The following is a 25,335-nucleotide window of genomic DNA, read 5'->3' on the forward strand; positions in this document are numbered from 1 at the left end:
TGGAATATGACGACCAAACCGCAATTCGACATCAGTCCATCCAAGCCGCTCGATTGGCGGATCATCCTTCCGGTCTTTGCAATCGTCTGCGCGAACACCGCCGGCACCGCTTCCGTTTTGCCGGTTCTGCCCTTTCATGTCCGGGCAATGGGCGGCACACCGCTTGTTCTGGGCATAGTTATCGCCGCCGAGGCAGTCGGCCAATTCGCCTCTGCCCCTGCTCTTGGGCAGCTCTCGGATCGCTTCGGCCGGAGGAATGTCCTGCTGACGAGCCAGTGCGTTGCAGCGGCGAGCCTTGCGCTACTTGCAATCGCGCCGAGCGTTGCGTTCATCCTTATCGCTCGGGCACTCTTCGGACTTACCGGAGGCAACATCTCTGTCACTGCGGCCTATATTGCAGATCACACCGATGCCTCAAACCGCAGACGTGCCATGGGGATACTCATGGGCGGTGCGGGCCTCGGCGGCATCGTTGGCGCAGGGCTTTCAGGTTTCCTATCCGAGATGTCGCTGACAATTCCCGTCCTCGCCGCGCTTGGGTTGGTAGCCACGTCCATTGTCGTTACATCTCTTTGCTTGGATGGAGGGCGTCCAACAAAGACTGGAAAAGAGCGGCCGCACGATGGGCACATATCGCTCCGCGCGATCGCAGCGTCGCCTGTCGTTCGTGCTCTCGTCATCGTCATGCTATGCCACTTCTTCGCCTACGGGACATACATTTCGCAAATGCCGGTCTTCCTTGCGGAGACCTTTCAATGGCATGGTCATGCTTTCGGCGCGAAGGAATTGAGCTACCTCATCATGTTGGATGGTGCGGTCAATGTCTTTGCCCAGGTGTTCCTACTCGGCTGGCTCGGCAAACACCTTACCGAACGTGATCTGATCCTCCTGATATTCCTTCTGATTTGCTTGGGGTTCATCACCGCCGGTGTCGCTAACCGTATACCCGTGCTGGTCATCGCGGTTCTGTGTATCAGTACCGGCGATGCTCTTGCAAAGCCGACATATCTCGCAGCTCTTTCTACCCATGTGCCGTCCGAGCGGCAGGGCGTGGTTCTGGGTGCCGCCCAGTCCCTGCTCGCAGTAACAGATATTATCGCACCGGTCCTCGGTGGGTTCATCCTTGGATACGCGCTCTATAGCTTATGGATTGCCATTGCAGTAGCCGTGGCAATCGTCGGCGCACTCATAGCGGCGGCCCGGCTTCCGCGTCAGGGCGGCGCTGAAGCGTGACGATGCGCTCCATGCCGAGTTCCTGCGGGTTTAGCGCAAATGTCATTGCGCTATGTCTTCTCTTTTTCCTCAGCGGGTGTACGGCACCCGCTCGCCCGGTATACACCGCATCGCAAGCCGGGCGGGCACAAATCGTCGGCTTCGGAAATATAAGGGCTCATTTGGATGATCCGCGGCCCCCGGAGTCAGTGCACGCCTCCTGGCGCCCGGTTATCGGTAAACAAAAGCCGTCTATGCTCGCCATATCGGGCGGTGGCGCTGGAGGCGCGTTTTCTGTAGGAATTCTCTCCGCCTGGAGCGAACTCGGCAGCCGACCACAGTTCGAGGTGGTAACCGGTGTGAGCACAGGGGCCCTGATTGCGCCGTTCGCATTCCTGGGGCCCGCCTATGATGCGCGGCTGAGGCGCCTCTATCTTTCCAATGAAGCTCGTAGTCTTGTCGACATCAACTGGAGAGGGCTTGGCGTCCTCTCAGCAAGCCTCCTTCAGGGGGATGCTCTTCGAAAGATGGTCGAAGACAACATTACGGATGAAATCCTGCGCCAAATCGCGCGCGAACATCAAGCGGGACGCCGTCTCCTGGTCATGACCACAAACCTCGACACGCAGCGGGCCGTCGTCTGGAACATAGGCGCCATCGCGGATAGCGACAGCCAGGATGCTCTCGCTCTTGTGCGCCAAATACTAATCGCATCAGCAAGCGTTCCCGGCATCTTTCCGCCGGTTTCTATCCGGGCGATAGTGGATGGCAGGCAGATTCGTGAACTGCACTCTGACGGAGGCAGCTCGTCGCAGTTTCTGACATTGCCCGAACATCTGTTCGTCGCATCGGGTCAAGCAGGCAACGAGAACCTCCATATCTATGTGATCATCAACAACGCGCTCATTCCGGAGTTTTCGATGTCACCTGAACGGGCGTTGCCAATCATGGCACGAGCATACGCGATCCTCCTCAAGTCACAGACGAAGCAAGGGTTGATCGCCCTTTACAACTATGGACGGAGATCCGCCATTGATCTCAATATCGCGGCGATCGATGAGCAGGTGCCCTATTCCATGACCGACCCGCTGAACGGGAGCTACATGCGCACGGTGTATGACATCGGCTACCGAAAGACGGTCGACGGTAGTGTTTGGGCGCAGCGGCCAACGTTTCCAGGCTCGCAATGACACCAAGCGGGCCGAGAGAGTCTGCATTCCTGTTTAAAGGTTGCCGGAGATGTGAGCTGGGTCGGTGACCGGCCAAGATTAGTTCCCGCACCACGACACAGTCATGAACCATGTGCTGACCGGCGATGGGTCCTCCGTGCGGCCACGACACAGTAGGCTAATTTCACTAGCCGATGAGCGTCCGGCATCAGATGAACGAGTCGCTCACTTTCCAATTCCTGCTTGACAACCGCCTTTTCGTCTCAGCGAGCCTTTCTGCAGCAATAGTGGCCTAGATGAAGGCGGCGATGCCCCTTTTCCGAGTCTCCTGAATAGCCTACGCGGGGCCGCCGCGGGTAGCCATTTCCCGGGGGCCATTTCCCGGGACCATGGCTTCCGTCACGCCCGTCACGTCTCCGGCAGCCCCATCTTGTGCAGGACCGAACTTTGCGTTTTTATGCGCGACAATTTCTCTGCGCATGAAGAGATGAGCGCACCTGGAGCCTCGAACATTTGAAAAAGCCACAAAAGAACTTTGTCGTTGAGTACAAGGGTGCGCGTCGAAAACCCGTTCCGCAATCCAATTCGATCTGGGGAACGGTCGATTTGCGCCAATTCGCCGAGCACGATGGCAACTTACAGGCACCCGGGGCTGGCGCATCTCCCGCAGGCTCAGATGCAGCCGTAGACCGGCCACAGCGCGCACCCGCGTTGACAGCAGCTATTCAGCAATCGCCAACATCAAACTTTTTTCCGGAGGAACAAATGTCTGACGAAACAAACGTGCCCGAACCGACGTCCACCGAAGTCGAAACCGCTCTGCCGAAGATGCCGGAGCCCAGGAAGCGTGGCCCGCGTGCCAAGAACGCAGCGTCGGAAATTGCAACTTCGGATGCTTCGGTTGAAGCCCCGACCGTCAAGAAAGCTCGGGCGAAGAGGGGTAGCAAGAGCGTCGCAACCGAGATGAAGCCATCAGCTCGCCGAGGCGGACGCAAAGCCAAGGTTGCTGCCGGAGAGGTTGTCGAACCCGCCCAGCAGGCTGTCTCGCCTGTCACGGCTGCCGGTGAGGAAATGGAGGATCTGCTTCAGCTCGAGCAGGAAAATCAGCGACTGCGGAAGCTGCTTGCGGAAAAGCTCCGCACGGAGAACGCGGATCTTCGCAAACGCCTCGGCCTTGACTGAGGTGATGTCGGAGGATTGGTTGCTGCCAGGTCGGCCTTTCGCTTCAGCGCGATGGTGCTCGGCCGCTGCAACGGACATCTCCGTTTCCCGGCGGGTTACCGGAGCGTACGACAAGATGGGAGTTGAGAAGCGATGGTAAAGTCGCCTTGGAAACTTCTCACCGGATTGCTGTCTCGGGGCAAGACGGCTAATCAGCGTTATGTTGACCAGGCCAACCCCATCGAGGTTCTCAACGATGCTGAGAGGCCCGGAACTCGTTCCAACCCCTCTGAAACAGCGAACGAAGGCGAGCCCGCACCTGGGCAAGGATCATCGGCCGCATCGCTAGCTGGCAAGATCGAAACAGGCGATCGTCAGGAGCCATCGCCGACAATCGCGGCAGAGGTCGCTGACGGGACGCCGGCCGGAGAAGACCCCGCTTTGACCCCGGATCGTACTATTGGCACCGTGGGCGCCGAGCGTCGAGATCCGAAGCGCAAGGCGTTCCCAACGATCCGCCGAAAAACCAGGGCGAAGGTGCCGTGGCACACCAGGGATGCGGAGCTGGACATTGCTTTGGCGGATCGGCCTGGGCCAATCGAGGCAAATCCCGTGCAGGCACTGGACGGCGAGATCAGGGAGCTGCGGTCCCAACTGGCAGTGAAGCTCCGGCTTCAGAATGATCAACTGAGGCAATTGCTCAAGCGATTTGAACCGAAGTGATCCTTCTGTCGATGTGCGCGCTTACTGGACTTTGTCGGTCGGCACTCATCGCTGTTCCCGTGAAATGCTTCTACGGAGGAAGCATATGTGTCCACGCTCAGGGAGCGAATTGTAAGGGCGGCGGTTTAGATCCTTGTCAAGACCTCATGCTGCAGACACGATCCTTCTTGATCCACTTCGCGCCGAAAAATGAATGGATGGATCATCGATGTTCGCCAGCCTGATCGCGAGGATGGAAGGTGGCGCCTGCTCGAAGGCGTCCACACAGTGAGGGTCGAATTGCGTGCCGGCACGGCTAAAGACATGTGCGACGGCGCGCTCGATGGTTTAGGCCTCCTTGTAGGGGTAAGCCGTGGTCAGCGTGTTGAAATTGTCGGCGACGGCGACAACGCATCCTGAAGGCGGAATCGTTTCACCGACAAGGCGAAATGGAACCAACACCCAAAAACTGGGATCGCCGGGGAAGACGAGGCCGACCAGTCGCCCGAGCGCGCCGCCGAGAATAAGGAAACCAAACCGGTTCGCGCCCGACCAGACGACGTGCTGTCCTTTACGTCTTTAAACCTTCCTAGAGGAGGATTTAAATTGTTTCGAACTGCCCTCGTACGCTAAACTTGCCGCCGAAAGATCGGCAAGCGCGGTACCAACCGCTTTGAAAACAGTGACCGCATCTCGAGACTGTCTGCCGGGGAGGCGACCTGATACGATGTCGGCCAGGGTGCCTTTCACGTGGTCGCGGTCTATGGCGTTGCTTCGTTGTGGCTGGATCAAGTCACCGGCCTCGTGAAAAGCCTCCATCGTGTCGACATAGACGTCCGCCCTAGCGATACATTCGTCGTCGCTTTCGCGCATGTCTGCTGTGAACGCGCCAATGAGATCGACATGTGTTCCGGGATGCAGCCATTTTCCAAGAACAAGCGGTGTTCTCGACAACGTCGCGGCTGACACGATGTCGGCCGAATTCACAGCCTCTTCCAGGGATTCTACGATCTCGCAACCGAAACCATCGTCTGTCAGCTTTAAGCGTAGGCGTTCGGCACTAGCCGGGTCGATGTCCCAGATCTTGACGTGCTGGATATCGCGCACTGCTTTGTAAGCATAAGGAATGAGGCTCGCGATACGGCCCGAACCGACTACGGTAAGTGTGGTCGCATCCGGCCTCGACAAATAGCTGGCGGCAAGTGCGGAAACGGCAACGGTTCTCCGTCCTGTTATCGTGTTGCCATCCATCGATGCAAGGTGTTCGCCAGTGTCACCGTCGAACAGATTGTAGATCGATGTCAGAGCAGGCTTTGAAATCCGCGCGTTTCCTGGGAAGACGTTGACCTGCTTGACGCCGAGATACCGTCGTGGCCCCTGCTTCGACCAAGCAGGCATAAGAAGCAGTGTCGCGTTTTCCCCTGAGGCGACGTCAATCTCATGGTGTTCTCGAGGAGGTGCATGGCATCCGTCTTTGAATGACGTTCGCAGAGCCTCGACGAGTTTGTTCATGGGCAAAAGCGAAGAAAGATCTCGCTCGGAGATCGATATTGGTCCTGTCGTCATAGGTGTTCCCTTTGTTTTTGATTAATGCCGCACGATGGCGGAGTTCAGGCGTCGAGCACAAGATCGCTCAGAGGGACAGCCTGGCAAGTCAGGCAGGTCCCAGGGTCGTCTGGTTCGCTTCCGTGCAGGTGGCGCACCGTCCCTGAAACAATTCTCACCGCGCAGCTTTCACATTGTCCCACCCGACATCCGTTCGGGAGCGTTAGGCCCAGCCGCGTTGCGAAGTCGAGTAGAGGGCCATCAGCAGCCGACCAGAAAACCGGAGGTTCCTGGGACTGCGAGAAGGTCACCGCATGCTTTCGACCGTCATCGACGACCGGACCTGGTGGCGACCTGAAGATTTCGCGGAAGATGTCAAATTTGAAGACCCCACGGGCGGCGAGACCGTCGGCAAACGCGTTCATCATCCCCGGTGGCCCGCACATGTAGACCCGCGGCCTACGCTCGATCAGGTGGTCTGGGACTGCGTCGGCGCTGATCCGCTCGTTGCTGTCGTAATCCACCCCTTGAACGTCCTCGGGTAGGGGGCTGTCGTAGTGATCGATCACTTTGAGGTTCTTCAGGCGGCGCGCGTGCCACTTGATGCGCTCTCGAAAGGCGTGGGTGCCGCTGTTCAAGTTTCCGTAGAAGAGCCAGATTTCGGTGTCGCTGTCGTCGTCTAGCGATTCCAGCAGACTTATGAACGGCGTTATGCCGATCCCGCCTGCCAGCAGGATCAAGGGTTGTAGAGAATGTCTCGGGATAACGAAGTTTCCGGACGGAGCTTTGAGTTCGACAACCTCGCCAACTCTGAGATGGTGGTTGATATAGGTAGACATCCGCCCTTGGTACTGGGTGCCCTCGCTACCAATCGTCTTTTGATGGCGGACCGCGATGCTATACCGTTGTCTTCCGTCGACGATCGCCGCGCCCGTGAGCGAATATGCTCTATCGACCCTCGAACCATCGGTGAGGCGGACCTGGAGGTGCTGACCTGGAAGGAAGTCCGGGAGTTGGCGGCTATCTTCCGCTTCGAAGGCGACCGAACGGACGCCCTCGGCCTCCGCCTTTACGGCGACTACCCGAAAATTCATGAAGTCGCGCCACCCGCGTTGCCGAGTCTCGGTCAAGGGATCAAGCTCGATGTTGCATCGGAACGAGCGATGCGGAATGGAACCGCTGACGGGATCGATTGCGTCGGCCGATATCAGGCTGTTGGCGTTGCTGCTTTCCGGACCCGTTGTCGAAAACGAACCGCGGCCCAACTCCGGGCAGGATTGCCACCAGCCGAACTCAGCCACGACGACGTCGTCTGCGAGTTTTGGGGTGACCTTCGCCACGAAGCGTGCGCTCCCATTTCGTGTGGATATCCTGATCCAATCGCCGTTCCTGACGTCCCTGCTATCCGCTAGTCCAGGGCTAATTTCCGCGATCGGATCGGGGGCCTTTTTCCTGAGTGAGGCGAGGCCGCGGTGCTGGCTGTGGCAGTAGTAGCCATTCTTCGCGGAACTCAGGATCAGAGGAAACCTTCTGCCTTTTCCAGCGCGCTCCACAATCTCGTTTTCTGACGGCGGCACGTAGGTTGGAACCCCAGGTTGGCCGTGGCGATGAAGTAGTTCAGAGTAAAATTCGACGCGGCGTGTCTCCGTGTCGAAGCCTCGAACCCGACCGCTGCCGTCGTGGTGAGGTTCAAGATACTTCTGCTCTCGCGCATCTATCTCGCAACGGATTCCGCCGGAAGTGTTTTTCAAAGTGTCTACGGACGCGCCAAGCGGCTCAAGCATGTAGTCCCAAGCGGCATGCAAATCGCCGCCGAAGAAATCTTCGTCCATTCCCAGGCGGGTCGCGAGATCAAAGACAATCTCGTTATCGGAGCGGGATTCGCCACGCGGCGTCACCATCCGTGGACGCATCTGGACCAGCGAGGCGGCGTCGTCGTTTATCTCGAATCCGAACCTGATGCCTTCATGTTCCCAAGGCGAGTTCACAGGTAAGAATATATCGGCGTAGCGTGCCGCGGGCGTTACAAATAGGTCGCAATGAACGTGGAACTCCAGGTTTTTCAAGGCCTCTTCCGCCATAGCGGTATCAGCTTGGGAAACTGTGAGGTTAGTGCCGAACGCCATGAGCGCTCTGACCTTGTAAGGCTCGCCATCCGTGATCGCGCGGTACATGTCTCGAGCAGTAATCCATCCCGTCGACGGTGGACCGATGGGACGAGCCTCAATCCCCAACGCCTTCGAAAGCTGTTCCTTGGACAGCTCTCCGAGCGCATTTGTGGGACGGTAGAATGGACCGCGGCGGACCCTGTTACCTCCGATCCGATCGTAGCTGCCAGACAACGCGTAAAGCGACGCTACCGCGCGCTCCGTCTGGGTGGCATTGGTATGCTGACCGATACCGGTCCAGGCGTGATAGGCGATCCGGCGGCCGCCTTCCAGGAGTTGCGCGGCAGCTCTCAAGGCGTCGGGTGCAACGCCCGTTATGCCTTCCACCGTAATGGGATCATACGCGCGGGTCGCATTGTGCAGCAACTCGAATGCTGGTGAACATCGTACGGGCATCGAGTCTGTCGACGGAGACACATCGACGGTGCCCAGCAGCAGCACCCGATCGCGCAAACCTTCATTGATCGCTCGACTGTCGTCGACTGGAACAATAGTGGACGCAATCTCGTCCCAAACCAAATATCGATTGGTGTTTGCACCGGGCCAGATCATCTGTTCGCGCAGGAAGAGCCCGTTGTCTTCTCGCACCAGGTAAGGCGCATTCGTCCATGTACGGACGAAGACATCGTCGAAGGTTTCGGCGTCTAAAATCAGGCGCATGAGGCCAAGAGCGAGCGCGCCGTCTGTACCAGGACGCACTGGAAGCCAAACGTCCGCTTGTTTGGCGAAAGCGGTTGGTCGCGGATCAATTACGAGAAGCTTTGAGCCTCGAGCTTTGCCTGCTGACACAGCACTTGCCTGTGCCAGCCAGGTGTTTGCCGGATTGTGACCCCAGAGCATGATCGTGTCTGCGTTGGTGTAGTCCGCAGGTGGAATACCGCTACCGAATGTGAAAGCGTGCGCAGAGTCCTTGTGCCAATTGCAGATTTCGGTTCCGTAGCAGATATTTGGACTGCCGAAGTGACGGATGAACCGCTCGATCCAGTCGATGCTGTCTGACAGGGGCGTTCCACTGGGCGTCGTGACGGAAAACGCCACGGCCTCCGGGCCGCTTTCGGCTTTTACCCGTCCCAGCTTCTCCGCCGTTTCGGTGAGGGCTTCCTCCCAACTGATCCGTACCCACCCCGGGTCGGCGCCACCCTTGGGAGCGGTACGCCGCATCGGAAAGAGTTGACGGTGAGGCGAGTGTACGAGCTCGGGTGCTGCTCTACCCTTCATGCACATCGACTTGCCAGTCGGATGGCTTAGGTCGGGTCGAACAGCGACAAGCCTATCATCTTCGACGGTGTTGATTGTGCCGCATCGCGAGCGACAGAGGGTGCAGTATCCGGCTATCTCTGCAGTCACGGAAGGCCTCATTCGACTTGTAGCGCGTGATAGTAGTGCATTACTAAAAGCAGCCAATGGTCGTTGTCAATGCGTCTTTCATCGGGAATCAAACTCCTAATAAGCCGCTTGACAGGTCCTCAGTAGTGCGTCACTGTCGCGCATCACAAAGGATCGGCATCAAGATCGATCGAGGGGTTCAAAACAGAAATTGGTGCGCCCGCTTTAACAAGCGCTCGTATGCGTCCGCGTGGCTACCACGGGACCCTTCGCTCGACAGATTGCCATCTCCGCAGTTGACACGCGTCTACCGGCGCGTAACCCGTAACCGAGGGAGCTCCCCATGGCTGTGCTGGAAGCGCGAAAAATAAGCATCGCATTCAACGGATTCTACGCCGTGAAAGGGGTCGACTTCAACCTGGAAGAGGGCGAGATCCATGCGGTGATCGGGCCGAACGGCGCTGGCAAAACGACGCTCTTCAACCTGCTCACCAAGTTTCTTCAGCCTACGGAAGGCAAGATTTTTCATGACGGGGCAGATGTCACCATCATGAAGCCGGCTGCCATCGCGCGGAGGGGCGTCGTGAGGTCTTTCCAGATTTCCGCTGTCTTTCAGACCCTCACTGTCCGGGAAAACGTAGAACTCGCGCTACTTCGTCGAAGCGGCTTGCAATGGCGTCTCCTCGGAAACGCGCGCCGTGACCGAGCTCTCGTCCAGCGAACAGAGGAGATAATTGAGCAATTTGGTTTTCAGCGCGAGGCCGACACCGCCGCTGCCCAGCTGTCGTATGGGGGCAAACGTGTTCTCGAGTTAGCCACCACCGTCGCTGCCGATCCTCGCGTTTTGCTCCTCGACGAACCGATGGCAGGGCTTGGAAGAGAAGACATCGACCGTGTTGTCGACTTGATCCAGACGACGGCAATCGGACGTACCGTTCTGCTGGTCGAGCACAATATGCAGGTCGTCGCGCGCCTAGCCCACCGCATCACCGTAATGGTCCGCGGACAGGTTCTCGCTTCTGGGACGTATTCAGACGTCTCGACCCGGCCTGAAGTCATTGCCGCCTATACGGGAGGAGCACACTAATGGGTCAGGTCCTTTCAGTAAACAAACTCGAGGCATGGTACGGCGAATCCAAGGTGCTTCACGGCCTTAACTTCCACCTCAAGGAAGGTGAGGTGGTTACTCTTCTTGGCCGCAATGGCGCAGGTAAATCGACGACCCTCAAAGCGATTATGGGGCTGATGGAGAACCGCTCCGGTTCGATCCGTTATATCGACGACGAGTTGGTGGCTGCAAAGCCCTACGAGGTCGCGCGCAAGGGGATCGCCTTCTGTCCAGAAGAGCGCGGAATCTTCGCAACGCTTAGCGTGCGCGAAAACCTCCTGTTACCTCCAGCCATCGCCGCCAACGGCATGTCGGTCGAGGAAATCCTCGACCTGTTTCCGAACCTTCGCGAGCGCATCGACAGCCCTGGCACGAAACTCTCGGGTGGTGAACAGCAGATGCTTGCACTTGCGCGAATTCTGCGGACCGGGGCGAGGGTGCTACTGCTGGACGAGCCGACAGAGGGTTTAGCTCCGATCATCATCAAGCAGATCGAGAACACGATCGTAAAGCTCAAAGAGCTCGGCTTCACCATCCTTCTCGTCGAGCAGAACGTCGGCTTCGCCCACGCACTCGCGGATCGAAACTACGTCATGGAAACGGGATCGCTCGTAGACGAGGTCGTTGCCGCAGACTTTTCAAGCCGGCTGGCGGCCATCCAACGCTACCTGGGTATCTGACCCCTCGCACGCACGGAAAGCGAAATGACAACTATATTTGGAATTCCGACGGCGCTGCTCTTCGGCCAACTCCTGCTCGGTATCATCAACGGGGCTTTCTACGCGACCCTCAGCCTCGGCCTCGCCGTCATTTTTGGGATGATGAACATCGCGAATTTCGCGCACGGTGCGCTCTACATGATGGGGGCTGTCGGTGCCTGGCTCCTTCTGAACTGGCTGGGGGTTGGGTACTGGCCGGCGTTGATCATATGTCCTGTTCTGGTGGGCATTGTCGGCATCGCGATGGAGCGTTTAGTACTGAGGCGGGTCAGTCACCTCGACCATCTCTACGGCATGCTCCTGACATTCGGTCTCGCCCTGATAGTTCAAGGCGCTTTCCGGTTCTTCTTCGGTGCTTCGGGTCTTCCTTATGCGATCCCGACTTCACTGACGGGTGGCGTCAATCTCGGCTTCATCTTCCTGCCGTACTACCGAGCCTGGGTGATCGTCGCCTCCGTCATCGTCTGCTTCGCGACATGGTTCGTCATCGAGAAGACCAGCCTAGGAGCGACGCTGAGAGCCGCGACCGAGAACCCGAAGCTCGTACAGGCGTTCGGGATCAACGTGCCGCTCTTGATTATGGTGGTCTACGGGGGCGGTGCTGCGCTGGCGGCATTCGCGGGTGTTCTTGCCGCGCCGATCTTGCAGGTCAATCCGACGATGGGCGCGGACATACTTATCGTGATCTTCGCGGTGGTTGTCATCGGTGGTCTTGGCTCGATCAAAGGGGCCATCATCGCGGGTTTCGCAGCAGGCATTCTCGAAGGGCTCACGAAGGCCTTCTACCCCGAAGCGTCCACGACAGTCGTCTTTCTACTCATGGCGCTCGTTCTGCTCGTCTATCCGACCGGGCTGTTCGGGTCCAAAGCACAGGCTTCCCACACGTCGGTAGCCTTGCCATCGCTGTCTCGTGAAACGCCCCTTGTTCGTTGGGCGCTCTTCGGAGCCATGGCCGCTGCGCTCATCGTGGCCCCACTCTTTGCGTATCCCGCGTTCCTCATGAAGGCGATGACTTACGGATTGTTCGCCTGCGCTTTCAATTTGATGGCTGGCTACGGAAAGCTTGTCTCGTTCGGGCATGCGATGTTCCTTGGGACCGCAGGCTATGTCACGGCCTATGCCGCAAAGATGTGGGGTCTCCCTCCCGAACTGGCGATCCTTGCTGGCACGGGTTGCGCGGCGCTGCTGGGTCTCGTCGCGGGTTGGCTTTGCACGCGTTCCAGCGGTGTCTACTTCGCGATGATCAGCCTTGCGCTTGCCCAGATGGTGTACTTTGTCGCCTTGCAGCTACCGCAGACGGGCGGCGAGGACGGGATTCAGAGTGTTCCGCGCGGTATTCTCTTCGGGCTGTTCGACCTTAGCAATCCGACGACGCTCTACGGTTTTGTGGTCGTCGTGTTCCTCGGCGGGTTCCTGTTCCTTTCGGGACTTATCCGCTCGCCGTTCGGACAGGTACTAAAGGCCATCCGCGATCACGAGCCGCGCACACAGTCACTCGGCTTCTCGACCGAGCGGTACAAACTCGCGGCGTTCGTTATCTCGGCGGCGCTATCCGGACTTGCCGGGTCGACCAAAGTCATCGTGACCCAGATCGCCAGTCTTACGGATGTGCATTGGGCGATGTCCGGCGAAGTCATCCTGATGACCTTCCTTGGTGGTGTCGGAACGCTTTACGGACCTGTCGTCGGCGCATTCATCGTCGTTGCCATGCAGAACTATCTCGCGGCCTTCGGAGCTTGGGTGACCGTGATCCATGGCGGGGTCTTCGTGGTCTGCATACTTGCCTTTCGTCGCGGCATCGTCGGCGAAATCATCTCCTGGCTATCGTCGCGCGGTCGCGTCGATACCACCAAATCCTCACCGTCCATCCAGAAGAATCTGATCCCAAGTGCGTAAGCATGAGAGATCGAGGGCAAAGCGCATCATCAAGCAAAGGGAACAGCAGATGAGAAGAATGAATCATCTAAAAGGGACGAGCCGCATTCTGGCAGCACTTGCTATTGGCGTGTCCTGGGCGGCGTCTCCGGCCCAGGCCCAGTCGGTAAGCGATGACGTCGTGAAGATCGGCGTGCTTACGGATATGTCTGGCGTTTACTCGGATATGAACGGGCAGGGGTCGGTAGTCGCCGCCCAGCTCGCAATTGAAGACTTCGGCAAGACCGTTCTGGACAAGCCGATCGAGCTCATCAGCGCCGACCATCAGCAGAAGGCGGACGTCGGTACGAGCATCGCGCATCGTTGGATCGACAACGAACAGGTCGACACCCTGGTCGACCTAACCAACAGCGCTATTGCCCTGGCAGTCCAGGATATCGCTCGCGAAGCAAACCGGATCGCGATCTTCACCTCCCCAGGGACCACGGACCTTACCGGGGCGAAATGTTCGCCAACGGGGTTCCACTGGGTCTATGATAATTACTCGAATGGTGTTGGCCCAGTGAAGGCCTTGATCGCTCAAGGCAAGAAGTCCTGGTACTTCATCGTATCCGACTTCGCGTTCGGTCATTCTCTGGAAGCGATCGCGAAGAAGACAGTGGAAGCCAATGGTGCAACGATCGCAGGCTCGGTGCGGCATCCACTCAACGCACCTGACTTCAGCGCATTCCTGCTGCCAGCCCAGGCATCCGGCGCGGAAGCCATTCTCGTGGCGGGCTCAGGGCGCGACCTCTCCACCCTTGTAAAGCAGGCGAACGAGTTCGGTATCGTCGCAGGCGGACAGACAATCACAGCTCCCGTCATGTTCCTAAGCGACATCCACGCTATGGGCCTCGAGCAGGCTCAAGGCATTTCGTTTATCGATGGCTTCTATTGGGACCGCACAGACGACACCCGGGCTTTCGCCAAGCGTTTCGCCGAGCGCCATGGCGGTGCTATGCCGACGAGCATCCAGGCTGGCGTCTATTCCAGCGTGGCCCACTACCTCAAAGCGGTAAAGGCCGCTGGCACCGACGAGGCGAAGGCCGTCGCCGCCAAGATGCGTGAGCTCCCCGTGGATGACTTCTTCGCACAAGGCGGGAAAATTCGGGAGGACGGTCGAATGGTTCACGACATGTACCTCGTGAAGGTCAAATCCCCCTCGGAATCCAAGTACCCATGGGACTACGAGGAAATCGTCGCCACCATCAAGGGAGATGATATCTTCCTGCCGTTATCGGAGAGCACGTGCACGCTCGTAAAAAAATAAGGAGATAGGGAAGAGGCGCGATCTGCGCCTCTTCCTGCTACATCAAAATCGTCATCCGAATGCCCTTGCGCCCCTATCGGGTTGCATCGCATAAAGTCCGCACTTCGGAGCTTCGCTACGACCATCTGTCGTGACGAACAGGGGCCTCAATGAAAGTCCAAGATACAAACCTTAGAGAACAGGTCTTCAGCCAGATCAGGGGCGAAATCATCGCCGGTCACGCACCGCCTGGAAGCATGTACTCGGTTCCTACAATCGCCGAAAGTTTCGGGACTTCGTCAACGCCTGTTAGGGAGGCCCTCCTCGAACTCGTCCGTCTAGGACTTCTCGAGCCTCACAAGAACCGCGGCTTTCGTGTGACCTCCCCGTCGGTGGAGGAGACCCGGAATATTTTCGACATGCGAGAAGTGCTGGAGGTCCATGCGGCGATCAAGGTCGCGAAGATGCCGAAGAAGAACCTCGGCAAACTCGAGCGGTTCGCCGATCAGATTGCCGCGGCCGTAGAGACAAAGAGCTTCAGGGCCTATCTCATGGCCGACCGTGAGTTCCACCACGTGCTGACGTCGACGGCGGGCAATCCCATACTCACGGATACGGTCTTCTCGCTACGTGACCGGATGCGATTTTACGGCGATATCTCCGAAGAGGGTTTCGAGCGCCAGAAGGCGTCCGTTCCGGAGCACTACCGTATCGTTGAGCTCGTAAACTCAGGCGATGCCGAAGAGCTGTCTGTTTTGCTCAAGTCTCACATTCGGTCATGGGAGCCACTGTTCATGAAAGCCGTCAAGGAGAAGCCGAGGGCTGCCTTCTCCATTGGCAAATCTTGAGGGCAAGCGGCCGGATCAGGTCTGGTGTGCGGATGTGACCTATATCCCGATGCCGCGCGGCTTCCTCTACCTGGTCGCCATCATGAACTGGTTCAGCCGCAAGGTGCTGGCCTGGCGGCTATCGAACACGATGGATGCCGACTTTTGCGTCGCCGCTCTTGAAGAGGCGATCGCCTGCCACGGCAAGCCCGACATCTCAATACCGTCCAGGGATGCCAGTTCACCAGCTTCGCCTTCACGACGCGCTGAAGGACGCCGGCATTCGCATCTCCATGGACGGACGCGGGCGCTGGATGGACAACGTCTTCATCGAGCGGCTGTGGCGCAGCCTCAAATACGAGTGCGTCTTCCCCAACGCATTCGAGACGGGAAGCGAAGCCCGCAGCGGCATCGGTTCCTGGATCGACTATTACAACCGGCGACGCCCGCACTCGACCTTCGGCGGCAAGACGCCCGACGAGGTCTATGCTATGGCGGAAATGACGGAGAAACTGGCGGCGTAAAAACGTAACCCGATCCACCTTAGCCAAGCCGCCAAACTGTCTCACCAAGCGGGACCACCTCTCCTTTCATTGGTAACGCCACAAGCAAAACTAATGAGCGCGGACTGCCATACTGCGCACGATGACCAATTATCTGAAAACAATTAGCGACGTTTCGAGTCCTTTCAGCTGCAAAAAGAAGAAAATTGTTTGCGCGTCCGGCCATCACCCCTTTTCAGAGCATGCGAGCAGTTATGATCCACGCGTAGGAGTCGAAGAGTACTCCCTCGGGGGTAACATGCGCCTCAAGCAAATCACCCAATTGTTTCAATGCCCTGTCACGCTGCTCGGCGGCGTGGGTCATGTCCTCCTTTGCCAGATAGAGATCGATGAGTGCTTCAGAGGCCGCATCGATATCCACGCCATAGAAAACGGATTCTCGCACCTCGGCAAAATTGATCGAACCGAAGCCTGCATCCCTGAGGACTTCCGTTACAATGGCGGGATCGCTCATTGAAAATGCTGCGGGAGCATCGGGGGAAACTGCGATCAGGGGTGCCATAGCCCGTCTGATGGACCGGGCCCAATCATTGCGCTCCTGGCTCTGCCACACCATCCATGCAAGGCGCGCGCCTGGACGCATCGCGCGGGCTATATTGGCACACGCGGCTGCCGGATCGGCAAAGAACATGGTACCAAACCGACTGATGCATAGGTCAAAGCTCGCTGGCGGAAATGGGTGATGCTGGGCATCGCCATGCTCGAATGTAACATTCCGCAGTCCCGCTTCGCTGGCACGTCGTCGCGCGATCTCAAGCATCTTCCGCGACGTATCCACGCCGACCGCATGGCCATTCACCGCGACGCGGGCGGCCTCACGCGTCGTTTGTCCTGCCCCGCAGCCGATATCGAGCACGCGATCTCGTGTGCCAACGCCGGCGGCCGCGCGCAGGTGCTGATTGTGCCGTTGTAATTCGGCGTCATAGAAGTCGGCGCGATTCAAGGTCTTTGCTCTCACTGCTTGTCACTGTCATTTGGCGGCATTCCGACATGTTCGTTGATGGCGGAAACGATTTTGTCCCAGTCACCGGGATGAAGTTCATGGCCCCCACTTTCGATTTTCACAAACCTGGCACCAGCCACGGCTCGTGCGAGAGTCTCGCCATGCGCTATCGGGAAAACCGGATCGGCCGTGCCGTGAATGACGAGAAGCGGCACGTTCATCTCGGCCAGCCGCCCCCGCCATGTCGCGCCGACGTCGAAAAGGACGCTGTGGTTGGTGGCACTCAGATAGCCTCCAGAGCGGTCGAAATCTCGTTCGAGAAAAGCGCGGGTGCCTGCTGCGTCGAACTGGTGTGCCGTCCCTGCCGTCAGGCGCGCATCCTCGACCAGGTAGGCGACTGCATCCGCTCGGTCCGACCAGTTTGCCTCCACGGACATATGTTCCATCCAGGCCGGGCCGCTAGCTGGAAGGCCGGACGTGTCGACGCCGACCGGCGAGGTGCTGATCGTCGTCAGCGACAGCACGCGCTCTGGATTCCTCAATGCGGCCACCTGGCCGACCATGCCGCCGAGGGAGAAGCCGACGATATGAGCGCTTGAAGTCCCGTAGCCGTCGAGCACGCGGAAGACGTCGCCGACAGCATCGTCGAAGGTGTAGCCGGGCCTACCGGGTGGATATTTTGTCGAAAGGCCGGTGTCGCGCTGGTCATAGCGGATGATAAAGCGACCTCGCCCAGCCAGGCGCTCGCAGAATCCCTCGGGCCACCACAGCATCGACGCCATTCCGCCCATGATGAGAACGAGCGGTGGGTCGTTTGCATCGCCAAAGCTCTGCGTCGCGAGTTCGACCCCGTCAGTGCGGATCATCAGTCCACTCATGCGAGTCCCTCCCGGTGCAGCGCGGCTTGCACGGAAGGCCGCTGCATGATTCGTGCGATGTAGCCTTCGAAGGGTTCCGGCAGGGAGAACCCGAGGTGAGTCGCGCCCCAGGCAAGTTGGAAGAGATAGGCGTCCGCGACTGTGAAGATCTCTCCGAACAGATAGCCCCGTTCCAGTCGACCCGCGACGAAGCCGAACCAGTGTACTATTTGCAGGCCGGTCGGCTCCCTGACTTCCTCTGGAAGGGAGAGGTAGGTGGGAAAGCGCTTGTGAATCTCGGTCGCGATAAAGCTCAGCATCTCGAGCAGGCGATAGCGGCTGAGATGGCCTTGCGGTGCCAGCTTTGGTTCGCAATCGGCGACCCAGGCCAGGATCGCGACGTTTTCGGTCAGCATCTCACCATCGTCAAACATAAGAGCGGGCACATAGCCCGTTGGATTGATGTCCGTGTATAAACCGCCGCTTTCAATCTGCCTGGTCTCGAGGTCGACCTTGACCAGGTCGAACTGAAGTCCTGCCTCCAGCATCGCGATGTGGTCCGCTAGGCTTGTGAACCCGGGCGCCGAGTAGAGTTTCATCCAATTGATCCTTCCTTTGCTTGTTATGTGCGTTTCTGAGAAGAGGTAGGTCAGGCCATGCGGCCGGTCGATGCCCGTGGACGTCCCCTTTGTGCCCCATACTGTGGCTAAGGCATGGGGTGCCGCATCAGGCATATTGAGTAGGCCGATTAGAAATGCATGTTGGGAGCAGAGTAATCCGACGGATCGACCGCGCATTTCGCCGGAGACGCTCAGCTTCAACCGCGGCCCTGGCTTCCAGGCACCGCCGGTGCGCTCCCGTCAGTCGGACAGTCGTCTGCTGATCGCGCGCATTGGGACAACTGTGACTTCTTCTTTGCTGATTACGAGTTCACGTTAGCGGAGTATTTTGTGTCGACTTTCTGTAAAAGGGTGCCGCTCTCGGGCCGAACCGCAGAACTCGCTTTCATGGAAACCGCTTTCCGAGATGTTGCTGGCGGCCGGCAACGCTGCGTTCTTCTCGGGGCCGAAGCAGGGGGCGGAAAAAGCCGGTTGGCGCAAGAGTTCGCAGACCGGATCTCCGACCGCGCCTTTATTCTGAAAGGGGGATGCATTGAACAACAGGAATCAGCCCTACCCTATGCGCCTGTCACGGCTCTGTTGCATGAATTGGTTCGTCTGCGCGGCCAGTCCCTGATCACATCGCTCGTCGGCCGTGAGGGTGCGCGAGAACTGGCGTGGCTTCTTCCCGAATTCGGCGAGATCTCCGAACGATTTGATGCGGGCATCGCAAGGTCGCGGCTGTTCGAGACGCTGCGGAGGCTTTTCGAGGAACTGGCACGCGACCTGCCGCTTGTCCTTATCATAGAGGACATTCACTGGGCCGATCAGGGAACCTTCGATCTGCTTCGCTTTCTCACGAGGCGGTTGAAGGGAATTCGGCTCATGCTGATCCTCACCTACCGACCCGAAGAGGCGAGCGCCAGCAACGCCATGCGGACCACCATCGCGGACCTTTCTCTTTCCGAGGGTTGCGATGCGGTGAAACTTCCTCGCCTCACCCGCAAGGAGATTGGCATGCAGCTTGAGGGCCTGCTCGGGCGGCTGCCAACGCCTGCAATGGTCAACAGCGTCTATGCAAGGGGCTGCGGAATCCCGCTATTCACTGAGGCTCTCGTGGATGCATCCGGAAGCCTGCGGACAGATGTTCCCGGCTCGCTCAACGACTATCTGCTGAAAGCCGTGAGAGATGTGCCAGCAACGACGCGCGCATTGCTGAAAATGATAGCGCTCGGTGGGACGCATGTCACCCATTCGCTTCTTCGCAATGTGGCGAACAAGCCGGACCTTGAGCTCGCGGAGTTGTTACTCCCCGCGATAATGGCCGGGATTTTGGTGTCTGATCGAGAAGGGTATGCGTTCCGCCACGCGCTCATCCACAACGCGGTGCGGGACGACCTGATTGCCGGCGAAAAGGTGGCAATCCATTTGATTTATGCGGATGTGCTCGAACGTGGACCGGTTCCAAGCTATCGCATCTGGCATTCCGTAGCGCTGGCGCGGCACTGGCAAGGCGCCGGCCAGGCGGAACGATGCCTCAAATGGGCCTGGCATGCTGCGGCGGAAGCCGCTGCTGCTTTCGCCTATATGGACCAGATGGAAATGCTGAAGCTCGTATTGGCCGCATGGCCTGAAGTCGAAAATGCCAACGGATTGATCGGTGCGGACCATTGCAAAGTGCTGGAGCTCGCCGCTGACGCCGCTTGCTGGGCAGCCGAGGCGGAGCAGGGGCTCGCCTTTGTCGAACGCGCACTTGCCGAACTGGACATCGACCGCGACGGGGAACTGTTGGCAGGTCTTCTCCTGCAGCGTGCCGTAATGCGTCAGCATTCACTTATCGCAGGGGAGATCGCAGATCTCGAGCGTGCACTTGACCATGCAACTCGTCCAACAAGGTTGCGCGCTGACGCCCTCGGGCAGTTTTCCCGCGCGCTGATACTGCGAGGAGAATTCGATCGCGCCAAGCAACTAGGCGAGCAATTGATTGATCTCGCGGAAAGGCTAGATGACGAGGAGTATCGCATCGAGGCCCTGGTCATAGAGGCCTTGGTGAGTTTCGCGGAGAATGGGTCTGACGTCGAGGCGTTTTGGAGCGTGGCTCGGCGCGCCGACCACGCTTCAATCGGCCGGGTCGAGGTGCTGGCTGGCGCCGCCCTACTTCAGGCCCTGTTGGAGACGGGAAACTATGCGAGTATCCTTGAGATCGGCCCAGCGATTTTCGAGCGGACGGTCGAGCTCGGCCAAGCTCGATATATAGGCGCAATAGTCGGTTCACCCCTTTGTCGCGCGTACTTGGCTTTGGGCCGCGTATCCGCTGCCGCTGAGACCTGTGAACGGATGGCGGCGCTTGATCCGCTGCCACTGGGGCTTATTCAAGTCTTTGAATGCCGAGCGGAGATCGCAATCGTGTTAGGCGATGCGGATCGGATAGCGGCGGCGGTACGATCTTTGCGCGGTCTTCCGCCCGGACCGCAGGTTGTCGACTATATGGAGGCCAATCTTCTTAGATTTGAGATCGAAAGCGGTGCTCTTTCAGGTAACTGCGACTATTCGGCAGAGTTGGTGAGATCCGCCCGAAAATACCTGAAGACTCGACGAGGAGTGTCTTGGTCGCTCCTGGTTTCCGCCATACGCGTTGCCGTCGACACGAACCAGAACGACGTCGCTCTTGACCTCGCTGAACTCGCCGCTCGGGCCTCGTGCCGCAATATGCTGGAGCAGGTCCTGAGGCTGGAGATCTCGGCTGAGATGTCACGCGTCACAGCTTCTGATCTGGATACATGGGAGTCAGTCGCTCGAAGCTGGGCCGGTCTAAGCCAGCCGTTCCCGCAGGCATATGCCCTCATGCAGGCAGGTGCCGCCGCAATGAACGCTGGCAAGCGAGCGATCGGGGCGCACAATTTCCGACGGGCACTTCATCTTGCACAGTCGATTCGCGCGCAACCTCTGTCCCACCAGATCGAGGCCATCGCTGCGAAGGCTCGTATTGATCTCCGAGATGGAGAGAGCGGCTATGTCCCAAGGGCGCCTTTCGGCTTAACCGACCGGGAATTCGAGGTACTCCGACTTATCGCCAACGGCCAAAGCAACCGCGAGATAGCCAAGAATTTATTCATCAGCCCGAAAACGGCGAGCGTGCACGTGTCCAATATTTTGAGCAAACTTTCCGTTCCCAATCGTGGCGCAGCGGCCGCGATCGCGCATCGGCTTAGGATCATTGATTTAGGATAAGACTCGTTGGCCCGGATCCACAGAGCACATGCGGATTAACAAAGAAGTTCAGCCGTATAGCGCCGCTCTCAAGCAATGGCGTCTTGAGCGGGAGGCTCTCAAGGGCGACGGCTACTTCGGGAAATGACTGAGCGTCCTAGCCGCTTCGCCACAACTGTCGGCAACCGCGGAAAGTAAGATTAATCCTTGTCAACAGGCAAACCTCGGAAATGCTCCATCGCATCGTCAAGTCGCACCCACTTATGTTTCGATTGTTCAAATACCGACAGGGCAGGTGGTTCGAAGCTGAGATCCGCAAATGATCCCACCGCCACGCCGATCCAATCCGGGGAAGCATCGGCCTGCCAATAGACGGTCGAGCCACAAGTTGGACAAAAATGCATTCGGACCTTACGGCCACTCTCAGCAGTGCGAACGAACTCTGTGGAGGCTCCCGATATTTCGACGCTGTCGATCGAGTAGAACGCATTAGCGCTGAACGGCGCCCCAGTTCTCCTCTGGCAAGCGAGGCAGTGGCATAGCGCAGTCAATTTTGGCGGCTCGCCGACTTTCAATTTCAGAGCGCCGCAGGCGCATTCAGCATCGTGCATGGTACATCCTCCAGGGTGCACCCTGGGATTCTTGTCAAGGTTGAGGGATGAAGCCGCAGGCCCGAATGGCAGTTCTTTGCCCGGGCGGTAGAACGGGGCAAATATCCACTGTCACTTTAGGCTCTCATATATGAGCCGGATTGTAGATCGCGGATATTCCCAAGTCTAGCGGGGATTTGGTCGAAATTATCCAGAAGGCCGAACAGCGTCGTCGCCAAACCATGACGCCCATCGGCTGTGTCTGTTTTGCGCAGTCAAGTCAGTCCGGTGCCTATTGCGGCGTTTCTCCTGGGCCTGGAGGTGAGCTTCGCCCCATTCGGCCGGCGCAGCTGTCCTCAGATGCTCAAGCAAATGTATTTGATTTCGATGTAATCCTCGGTGCCGTACTTCGAACCTTCGCGGCCCTGCTCGGACTGCTGATGCCGCCGAAGGGCGCCACTTCGGTGGAAATCAGGCCGGTGTTGACGCTGACCATGCCGTATTCAAGTGCTTCGGCGACGCGGAAGATCTTCGAGACATCCTTCGAGAAGAAGTAGGAGGCCAGGCCGAACTCGGTGTTGTTGGCCATCTCGATAACCTGTTTCTCCGTCTCGAATTTGAACAATGGTGCCACCGGACCGAAGGTTTCCTCGCGGGCAACGATCATCTCGCTGATGACGCCGGTCAGGATGGCCGGCTGGAAGAAAAGGCCGCCCTTCTCATGCGGCTTGCCTCCGACAGCGATCTTCGCGCCCTTCTTAAGCGCGTCCGCGATGTGTTCCTCGACCTTCTCGACCGCTTTCTCGGTGATCAGCGGGCCTGCATTGACGCCCGATTCGAAGCCATCACCTACCTTCAACGCGCCAACCTTTTCGGTCAGTTTCTTAGCAAACGCGTCATAGACGCCGGCCTGGACGTAAAGGCGGTTGGCGCAGACGCAGGTCTGACCGTTGTTGCGGTACTTGGAGACCATGGCTCCCTCGACCGCCGCGTCGAGATCGGCTTCGTCAAAAACGATCAAGGGTGCGTTGCCGCCAATCTCGAGGCCCAGCTTCATGATCTGTTCGGCGCCCTGGCACATCAGGTTCTTGCCCATGCCTGTCGATCCGGTGAAGGTCAGCTTGTGGACCTTGTCGTTCTCCGCGAACTACTTGCCGATCGCCGGCGAGTCCTTTGAGGTGACGACGTTGCAGATACCAGCCGGGAGACCTGCACGCTCGGCCAGGAGCGCCAGCGAGAGCGCCGTTTCCGCTGCTGGCTTCGAGATCATGGCGCAGCCGGCGGCCACGGCCGGCGCAAACTTGCGGGCCAGCATGGCGTTCGGGAAGTTCCAAGGCGTGATCGCCGCGACAATGCCGATCGCTATTTGATGACGATGATGCGCTTGTCCTGTTGGTGACCCGGAATAGTATTGCCATAGACGCGCTTTGCCTCCTCGCCGAACCATTCGACACAGGACGCGCCGTAGAGGATCTCGCCCTTGGCCTCGGCCAGCGGCTTGCCCATTTCCATGGTCAGGATCGTGGCGAGGTGGTCAGCATTGGCGACGATCAGGTCGTATAATTTGCGCAGCACGGCTGCGCGCTCCTTGCCGGTCTTCCGCGCCCTGTAGGCGGCATCGATCGCACGGGCCGCCTCGGCCCGGTTCATGTCCGGCAGCGTGGCGATCAACTCGCCATTGGCGGGTTCGTCACCTTGGAGGTCTTCCCGCTGTCGCTCTTGGCAGCCCACCTTCCTGCAAGAAAAGCTTTGTCGCTAACGAGAGAGGTGGCGTTCAACTTCGATACGAGTGTGTCCGAGATGGTCATTAGGTAACTCCTGCGCATTTGGGGACAAGCTGCACGTTCACGTCGTTTAAGTTGTATGATAGTCGACATTCTACTCGCCCGAGGGAATTATTGTCATTGTCGCGGCAATGACATGTTGTATGATGTCACGATGATTACAAACCAAGAAACAGGCCATGATGACTGTGTTCAAAAGTGATATGGGCAAGATCGAATATAAGCCACTTAACGAGCGCGCCTACGACTCGATTAAAAGCAGTCTGATCTCAGGAGAGTTCACTCCACGGCAGGTACTTGTGATCCGTACGTTGGCAGAAGCTTACGGCATTTCCACGACTCCTATTCGTGAGGCTTTGCAACGGCTTGTCGGGGAAGGACAACTCGTCATGCTGGCTAACCGATCCATTGCAGTCCCCGACTGGGATGCCGCCAAATTCGTGGAGCTCTTCCGGATTCGATGCGAACTCGAGGGCCTGGCCGCCGAGCTTGCCACGAAGATCCTGCCGCCGCGGGTGATTTCCGAGCTAGCGGCACTGTCTCAACAACTTGGTGACGCCGCCAAGCGCGAAGACCACGCCGACTACGTCTCTCTTAACCAACGCTTCCACTTTACGATTTACCAGCATGCCTCGTCGCCTCGTTTACTTCGTATCATCGAGAATCTATGGGGTGAGGTTGGCGTCTATATGAACGAGCTCTTCTCACACCCCGGGTACGGCTCAATCGCCAACGAGGAACATGAGCACATTGTCAGGGAAATCCGGAATGGCAACGCTTCCGAGGTGCGACGCCATATGGTGGCCGACATCTCGAAAGCCGCAGACTTCCTTCTCCCAAGGATCGAATTTCTCGCAAACGAGGAGAAAACGATCACCGCGCAACTCCGCTAACGGCTGGCAAATGGGACTTCCAGGGATGATGATCCTCGACTTGAGCCGCGAGTTGAAGAAGAGTGGTTTCGTCCCCGTGCCTGGCAACGTACTGGATCCCCACAGGAAGACCAGCTTTAGACCGATGTAGTTTGTTGCGAGCGCTGACAGGCCTCCGGGTCAGGGGCAGGACCCCAGTTGGCCCCCCCCCCCCGCGTGACGCCATTTTTCAATTCATCGGAGATTGTGTGCTAAGTGACAACCAACTCTGCTCCGGCTTCTACGTTGCGGAAGGATCGCCAGGAGAATTGTCTGAAGTAACGTCTAGAAATGCTGCCGTGTCCCGGACTGTAGGGCTTTTGCAAAGCGTATATACACAACCGAACCACGCATCAGCGATATCTGGACCATAGGTAATCCGGCCACGTGATCGTTTGAGGCCGACAACCCGCAGCACAATGCAGGAACTCGGATCGATCCGGCTCCGTCCGAACCTTCTGCGACTGCTACGAAACGTGCAGCAACTGCCGCCGCTGCGCCCCCCAGGACCCATCAGCGGTCCGCGATGTGTCGAAAGGATTCCGCGTCTTTCCATGAAGCCTATTCTCGGTGCCTATGGACCATACATTTTCCGGCGCGCTTGAGCGGCCCTGTTTATGCACGAGAGCGGAAATTGGCCGCAATGGCAAGTGAATTAGCCCCCGAAAGGCCCGGACATGCTCCCCCACTTAGCTAAGTGTGTAGGAGTAATGTTGGTAATATGACTAGCAGCAATTTTAAGATGGAAGTTCTCTCCGGGCCGGAACGTCGGCGGCGC

The 25,335-nt window shown here is 58.2% G+C and carries 19 protein-coding genes and 2 pseudogenes; 12 read left to right on the forward strand and 9 right to left on the reverse strand.

Annotated features, from left to right (window positions below; all coding sequences use genetic code 11):
* Window positions 1-6 precede the first annotated feature (6 nt).
* Window positions 7-1,233 carry an MFS transporter gene (locus M0412_RS24380; protein ID WP_269703797.1) on the forward strand — a complete coding sequence of 409 codons (1,227 nt, stop codon included), beginning with the start codon at window positions 7-9 and terminating at the stop codon, window positions 1,231-1,233.
* Between the two features lie 233 nt (window positions 1,234-1,466).
* Window positions 1,467-2,402 carry a patatin-like phospholipase family protein gene (locus M0412_RS24385; protein WP_269703795.1) on the forward strand — a complete coding sequence of 312 codons (936 nt, stop codon included), beginning with the start codon at window positions 1,467-1,469 and terminating at the stop codon, window positions 2,400-2,402.
* 951 nt (window positions 2,403-3,353) lie between these two features.
* Here M0412_RS24385 and M0412_RS24390 read toward each other — a convergent pair.
* Entirely contained in the window at window positions 3,354-3,641 is a 288-nt protein-coding gene (locus M0412_RS24390; protein WP_269703793.1) for a hypothetical protein, read from the reverse strand.
* 54 nt (window positions 3,642-3,695) lie between these two features.
* Here M0412_RS24390 and M0412_RS24395 point away from each other — a divergent pair, with 54 nt between their 5' ends.
* Together M0412_RS24395 and M0412_RS24400 are read left to right on the forward strand one after the other, a co-directional pair.
* On the forward strand, window positions 3,696-4,265 hold the full coding sequence (locus M0412_RS24395; RefSeq protein WP_269703791.1) for a hypothetical protein: 570 nt from the start codon (window positions 3,696-3,698) through the stop codon (window positions 4,263-4,265).
* A 189-nt stretch (window positions 4,266-4,454) separates the two neighbouring features.
* Window positions 4,455-4,664 carry a hypothetical protein gene (locus M0412_RS24400; protein ID WP_269703789.1) on the forward strand — a complete coding sequence of 70 codons (210 nt, stop codon included), beginning with the start codon at window positions 4,455-4,457 and terminating at the stop codon, window positions 4,662-4,664.
* A 159-nt stretch (window positions 4,665-4,823) separates the two neighbouring features.
* Here the strand turns inward: M0412_RS24400 and M0412_RS24405 are convergent, their stop codons facing one another.
* Both M0412_RS24405 and M0412_RS24410 read right to left on the reverse strand, forming a co-directional pair.
* Window positions 4,824-5,810 (reverse strand): ornithine cyclodeaminase family protein, encoded by a 987-nt coding sequence (locus M0412_RS24405; protein WP_269703786.1) that lies wholly within the window; start codon window positions 5,808-5,810, stop codon window positions 4,824-4,826.
* A gap of 44 nt (window positions 5,811-5,854) precedes the next feature.
* Window positions 5,855-9,316, reverse strand: coding sequence for a molybdopterin-dependent oxidoreductase (locus M0412_RS24410; protein ID WP_269703784.1), 3,462 nt, complete (start codon window positions 9,314-9,316; stop codon window positions 5,855-5,857).
* A 310-nt stretch (window positions 9,317-9,626) separates the two neighbouring features.
* Between M0412_RS24410 and M0412_RS24415 the strand changes: the two genes are divergently transcribed.
* The 6 genes and pseudogenes from M0412_RS24415 to M0412_RS24440 form a co-directional block, all read left to right on the forward strand.
* Complete coding sequence (locus M0412_RS24415; protein WP_269703782.1) at window positions 9,627-10,370, forward strand: ABC transporter ATP-binding protein; 744 nt, start codon at window positions 9,627-9,629, stop codon at window positions 10,368-10,370.
* The gene (locus M0412_RS24420) at window positions 10,370-11,071 is read left to right on the forward strand and encodes an ABC transporter ATP-binding protein (protein WP_269703780.1); all 702 of its coding nucleotides are present in this window, start codon (window positions 10,370-10,372) and stop codon (window positions 11,069-11,071) included. Before M0412_RS24415 ends, M0412_RS24420 begins: the two co-directional genes overlap by 1 nt.
* 24 nt (window positions 11,072-11,095) lie before the next feature.
* Window positions 11,096-13,006 (forward strand): ABC transporter permease, encoded by a 1,911-nt coding sequence (locus M0412_RS24425; protein WP_269703778.1) that lies wholly within the window; start codon window positions 11,096-11,098, stop codon window positions 13,004-13,006.
* Window positions 13,007-13,055: 49 nt separating this feature from the next.
* Window positions 13,056-14,294 (forward strand): ABC transporter substrate-binding protein, encoded by a 1,239-nt coding sequence (locus tag M0412_RS24430; protein WP_283159217.1) that lies wholly within the window; start codon window positions 13,056-13,058, stop codon window positions 14,292-14,294.
* Window positions 14,295-14,443: 149 nt separating this feature from the next.
* Entirely contained in the window at window positions 14,444-15,121 is a 678-nt protein-coding gene (locus M0412_RS24435; RefSeq protein WP_269703776.1) for a GntR family transcriptional regulator, read from the forward strand.
* Window positions 15,108-15,624: pseudogene (locus tag M0412_RS24440) on the forward strand (IS3 family transposase); the annotation flags it as partial. The gene M0412_RS24435 and the pseudogene M0412_RS24440, both read left to right, overlap by 14 nt.
* A gap of 214 nt (window positions 15,625-15,838) precedes the next feature.
* Here the strand turns inward: M0412_RS24440 and M0412_RS24445 are convergent.
* Genes M0412_RS24445 through M0412_RS24455 form a run of 3 tightly spaced genes read right to left on the reverse strand, consistent with a single transcriptional unit; the run spans window position 15,839 to window position 18,062 of the window.
* Window positions 15,839-16,606 carry a class I SAM-dependent methyltransferase gene (locus tag M0412_RS24445; protein WP_142859817.1) on the reverse strand — a complete coding sequence of 256 codons (768 nt, stop codon included), beginning with the start codon at window positions 16,604-16,606 and terminating at the stop codon, window positions 15,839-15,841.
* A gap of 11 nt (window positions 16,607-16,617) precedes the next feature.
* On the reverse strand, window positions 16,618-17,484 hold the full coding sequence (locus M0412_RS24450) for an alpha/beta fold hydrolase (protein ID WP_142859815.1): 867 nt from the start codon (window positions 17,482-17,484) through the stop codon (window positions 16,618-16,620).
* A complete protein-coding gene (locus tag M0412_RS24455; RefSeq protein WP_142859813.1) occupies window positions 17,481-18,062 on the reverse strand; it encodes a glutathione S-transferase N-terminal domain-containing protein in 582 nt (193 codons plus the stop codon). Before M0412_RS24455 ends, M0412_RS24450 begins: the two co-directional genes overlap by 4 nt.
* Window positions 18,063-18,413: 351 nt before the next feature.
* On the opposite strand from M0412_RS24455, the gene M0412_RS24460 reads away from it, so the two are divergent.
* A complete protein-coding gene (locus M0412_RS24460) occupies window positions 18,414-21,293 on the forward strand; it encodes an AAA family ATPase (RefSeq protein WP_142859811.1) in 2,880 nt (959 codons plus the stop codon).
* A gap of 179 nt (window positions 21,294-21,472) precedes the next feature.
* Here the strand turns inward: M0412_RS24460 and M0412_RS24465 are convergent, their stop codons facing one another.
* Window positions 21,473-21,883: a GFA family protein gene (locus M0412_RS24465; RefSeq protein ID WP_142859809.1), complete on the reverse strand. Its 411-nt coding sequence runs from the start codon at window positions 21,881-21,883 to the stop codon at window positions 21,473-21,475.
* Window positions 21,884-22,218: 335 nt separating this feature from the next.
* Window positions 22,219-23,670: pseudogene (locus tag M0412_RS24470) on the reverse strand (NAD-dependent succinate-semialdehyde dehydrogenase).
* 155 nt (window positions 23,671-23,825) lie between these two features.
* Between M0412_RS24470 and M0412_RS24475 the strand changes: the two are divergent.
* Entirely contained in the window at window positions 23,826-24,539 is a 714-nt protein-coding gene (locus M0412_RS24475) for a GntR family transcriptional regulator (protein WP_142859807.1), read from the forward strand.
* A 303-nt stretch (window positions 24,540-24,842) separates the two neighbouring features.
* Here the strand turns inward: M0412_RS24475 and M0412_RS24480 are convergent, their stop codons facing one another.
* Window positions 24,843-25,064 (reverse strand): amidase family protein, encoded by a 222-nt coding sequence (locus tag M0412_RS24480; protein WP_236774525.1) that lies wholly within the window; start codon window positions 25,062-25,064, stop codon window positions 24,843-24,845.
* Between the last annotated feature and the right edge of the window lie 271 nt (window positions 25,065-25,335).

Origin of the sequence: Agrobacterium sp. O3.4 (genome assembly GCF_041414895.1) — a bacterium.
Lineage (GTDB): Bacteria > Pseudomonadota > Alphaproteobacteria > Rhizobiales > Rhizobiaceae > Agrobacterium > Agrobacterium cucumeris.

Bases quoted from the DNA above. Each gene is read 5' to 3' on its own strand.
- M0412_RS24450 (WP_142859815.1), bottom strand. From the start codon at position 17,484: ATGAGTGGACTGATGATCCGCACTGACGGGGTCGAACTCGCGACGCAG.
- M0412_RS24435 (WP_269703776.1), top strand. From the start codon at position 14,444: ATGAAAGTCCAAGATACAAACCTTAGAGAACAGGTCTTCAGCCAGATC.
- M0412_RS24405 (WP_269703786.1), bottom strand. From the start codon at position 5,810: ATGACGACAGGACCAATATCGATCTCCGAGCGAGATCTTTCTTCGCTT.
- M0412_RS24390 (WP_269703793.1), bottom strand. From the start codon at position 3,641: ATGTCCGTTGCAGCGGCCGAGCACCATCGCGCTGAAGCGAAAGGCCGA.
- M0412_RS24420 (WP_269703780.1), top strand. From the start codon at position 10,370: ATGGGTCAGGTCCTTTCAGTAAACAAACTCGAGGCATGGTACGGCGAA.
- M0412_RS24395 (WP_269703791.1), top strand. From the start codon at position 3,696: ATGGTAAAGTCGCCTTGGAAACTTCTCACCGGATTGCTGTCTCGGGGC.
- M0412_RS24385 (WP_269703795.1), top strand. From the start codon at position 1,467: ATGCTCGCCATATCGGGCGGTGGCGCTGGAGGCGCGTTTTCTGTAGGA.
- M0412_RS24380 (WP_269703797.1), top strand. From the start codon at position 7: ATGACGACCAAACCGCAATTCGACATCAGTCCATCCAAGCCGCTCGAT.
- M0412_RS24455 (WP_142859813.1), bottom strand. From the start codon at position 18,062: ATGAAACTCTACTCGGCGCCCGGGTTCACAAGCCTAGCGGACCACATC.
- M0412_RS24425 (WP_269703778.1), top strand. From the start codon at position 11,096: ATGACAACTATATTTGGAATTCCGACGGCGCTGCTCTTCGGCCAACTC.
- M0412_RS24465 (WP_142859809.1), bottom strand. From the start codon at position 21,883: ATGCACGATGCTGAATGCGCCTGCGGCGCTCTGAAATTGAAAGTCGGC.
- M0412_RS24400 (WP_269703789.1), top strand. From the start codon at position 4,455: ATGAATGGATGGATCATCGATGTTCGCCAGCCTGATCGCGAGGATGGA.
- M0412_RS24415 (WP_269703782.1), top strand. From the start codon at position 9,627: ATGGCTGTGCTGGAAGCGCGAAAAATAAGCATCGCATTCAACGGATTC.
- M0412_RS24410 (WP_269703784.1), bottom strand. From the start codon at position 9,316: ATGAGGCCTTCCGTGACTGCAGAGATAGCCGGATACTGCACCCTCTGT.
- M0412_RS24430 (WP_283159217.1), top strand. From the start codon at position 13,056: ATGAGAAGAATGAATCATCTAAAAGGGACGAGCCGCATTCTGGCAGCA.
- M0412_RS24475 (WP_142859807.1), top strand. From the start codon at position 23,826: ATGATGACTGTGTTCAAAAGTGATATGGGCAAGATCGAATATAAGCCA.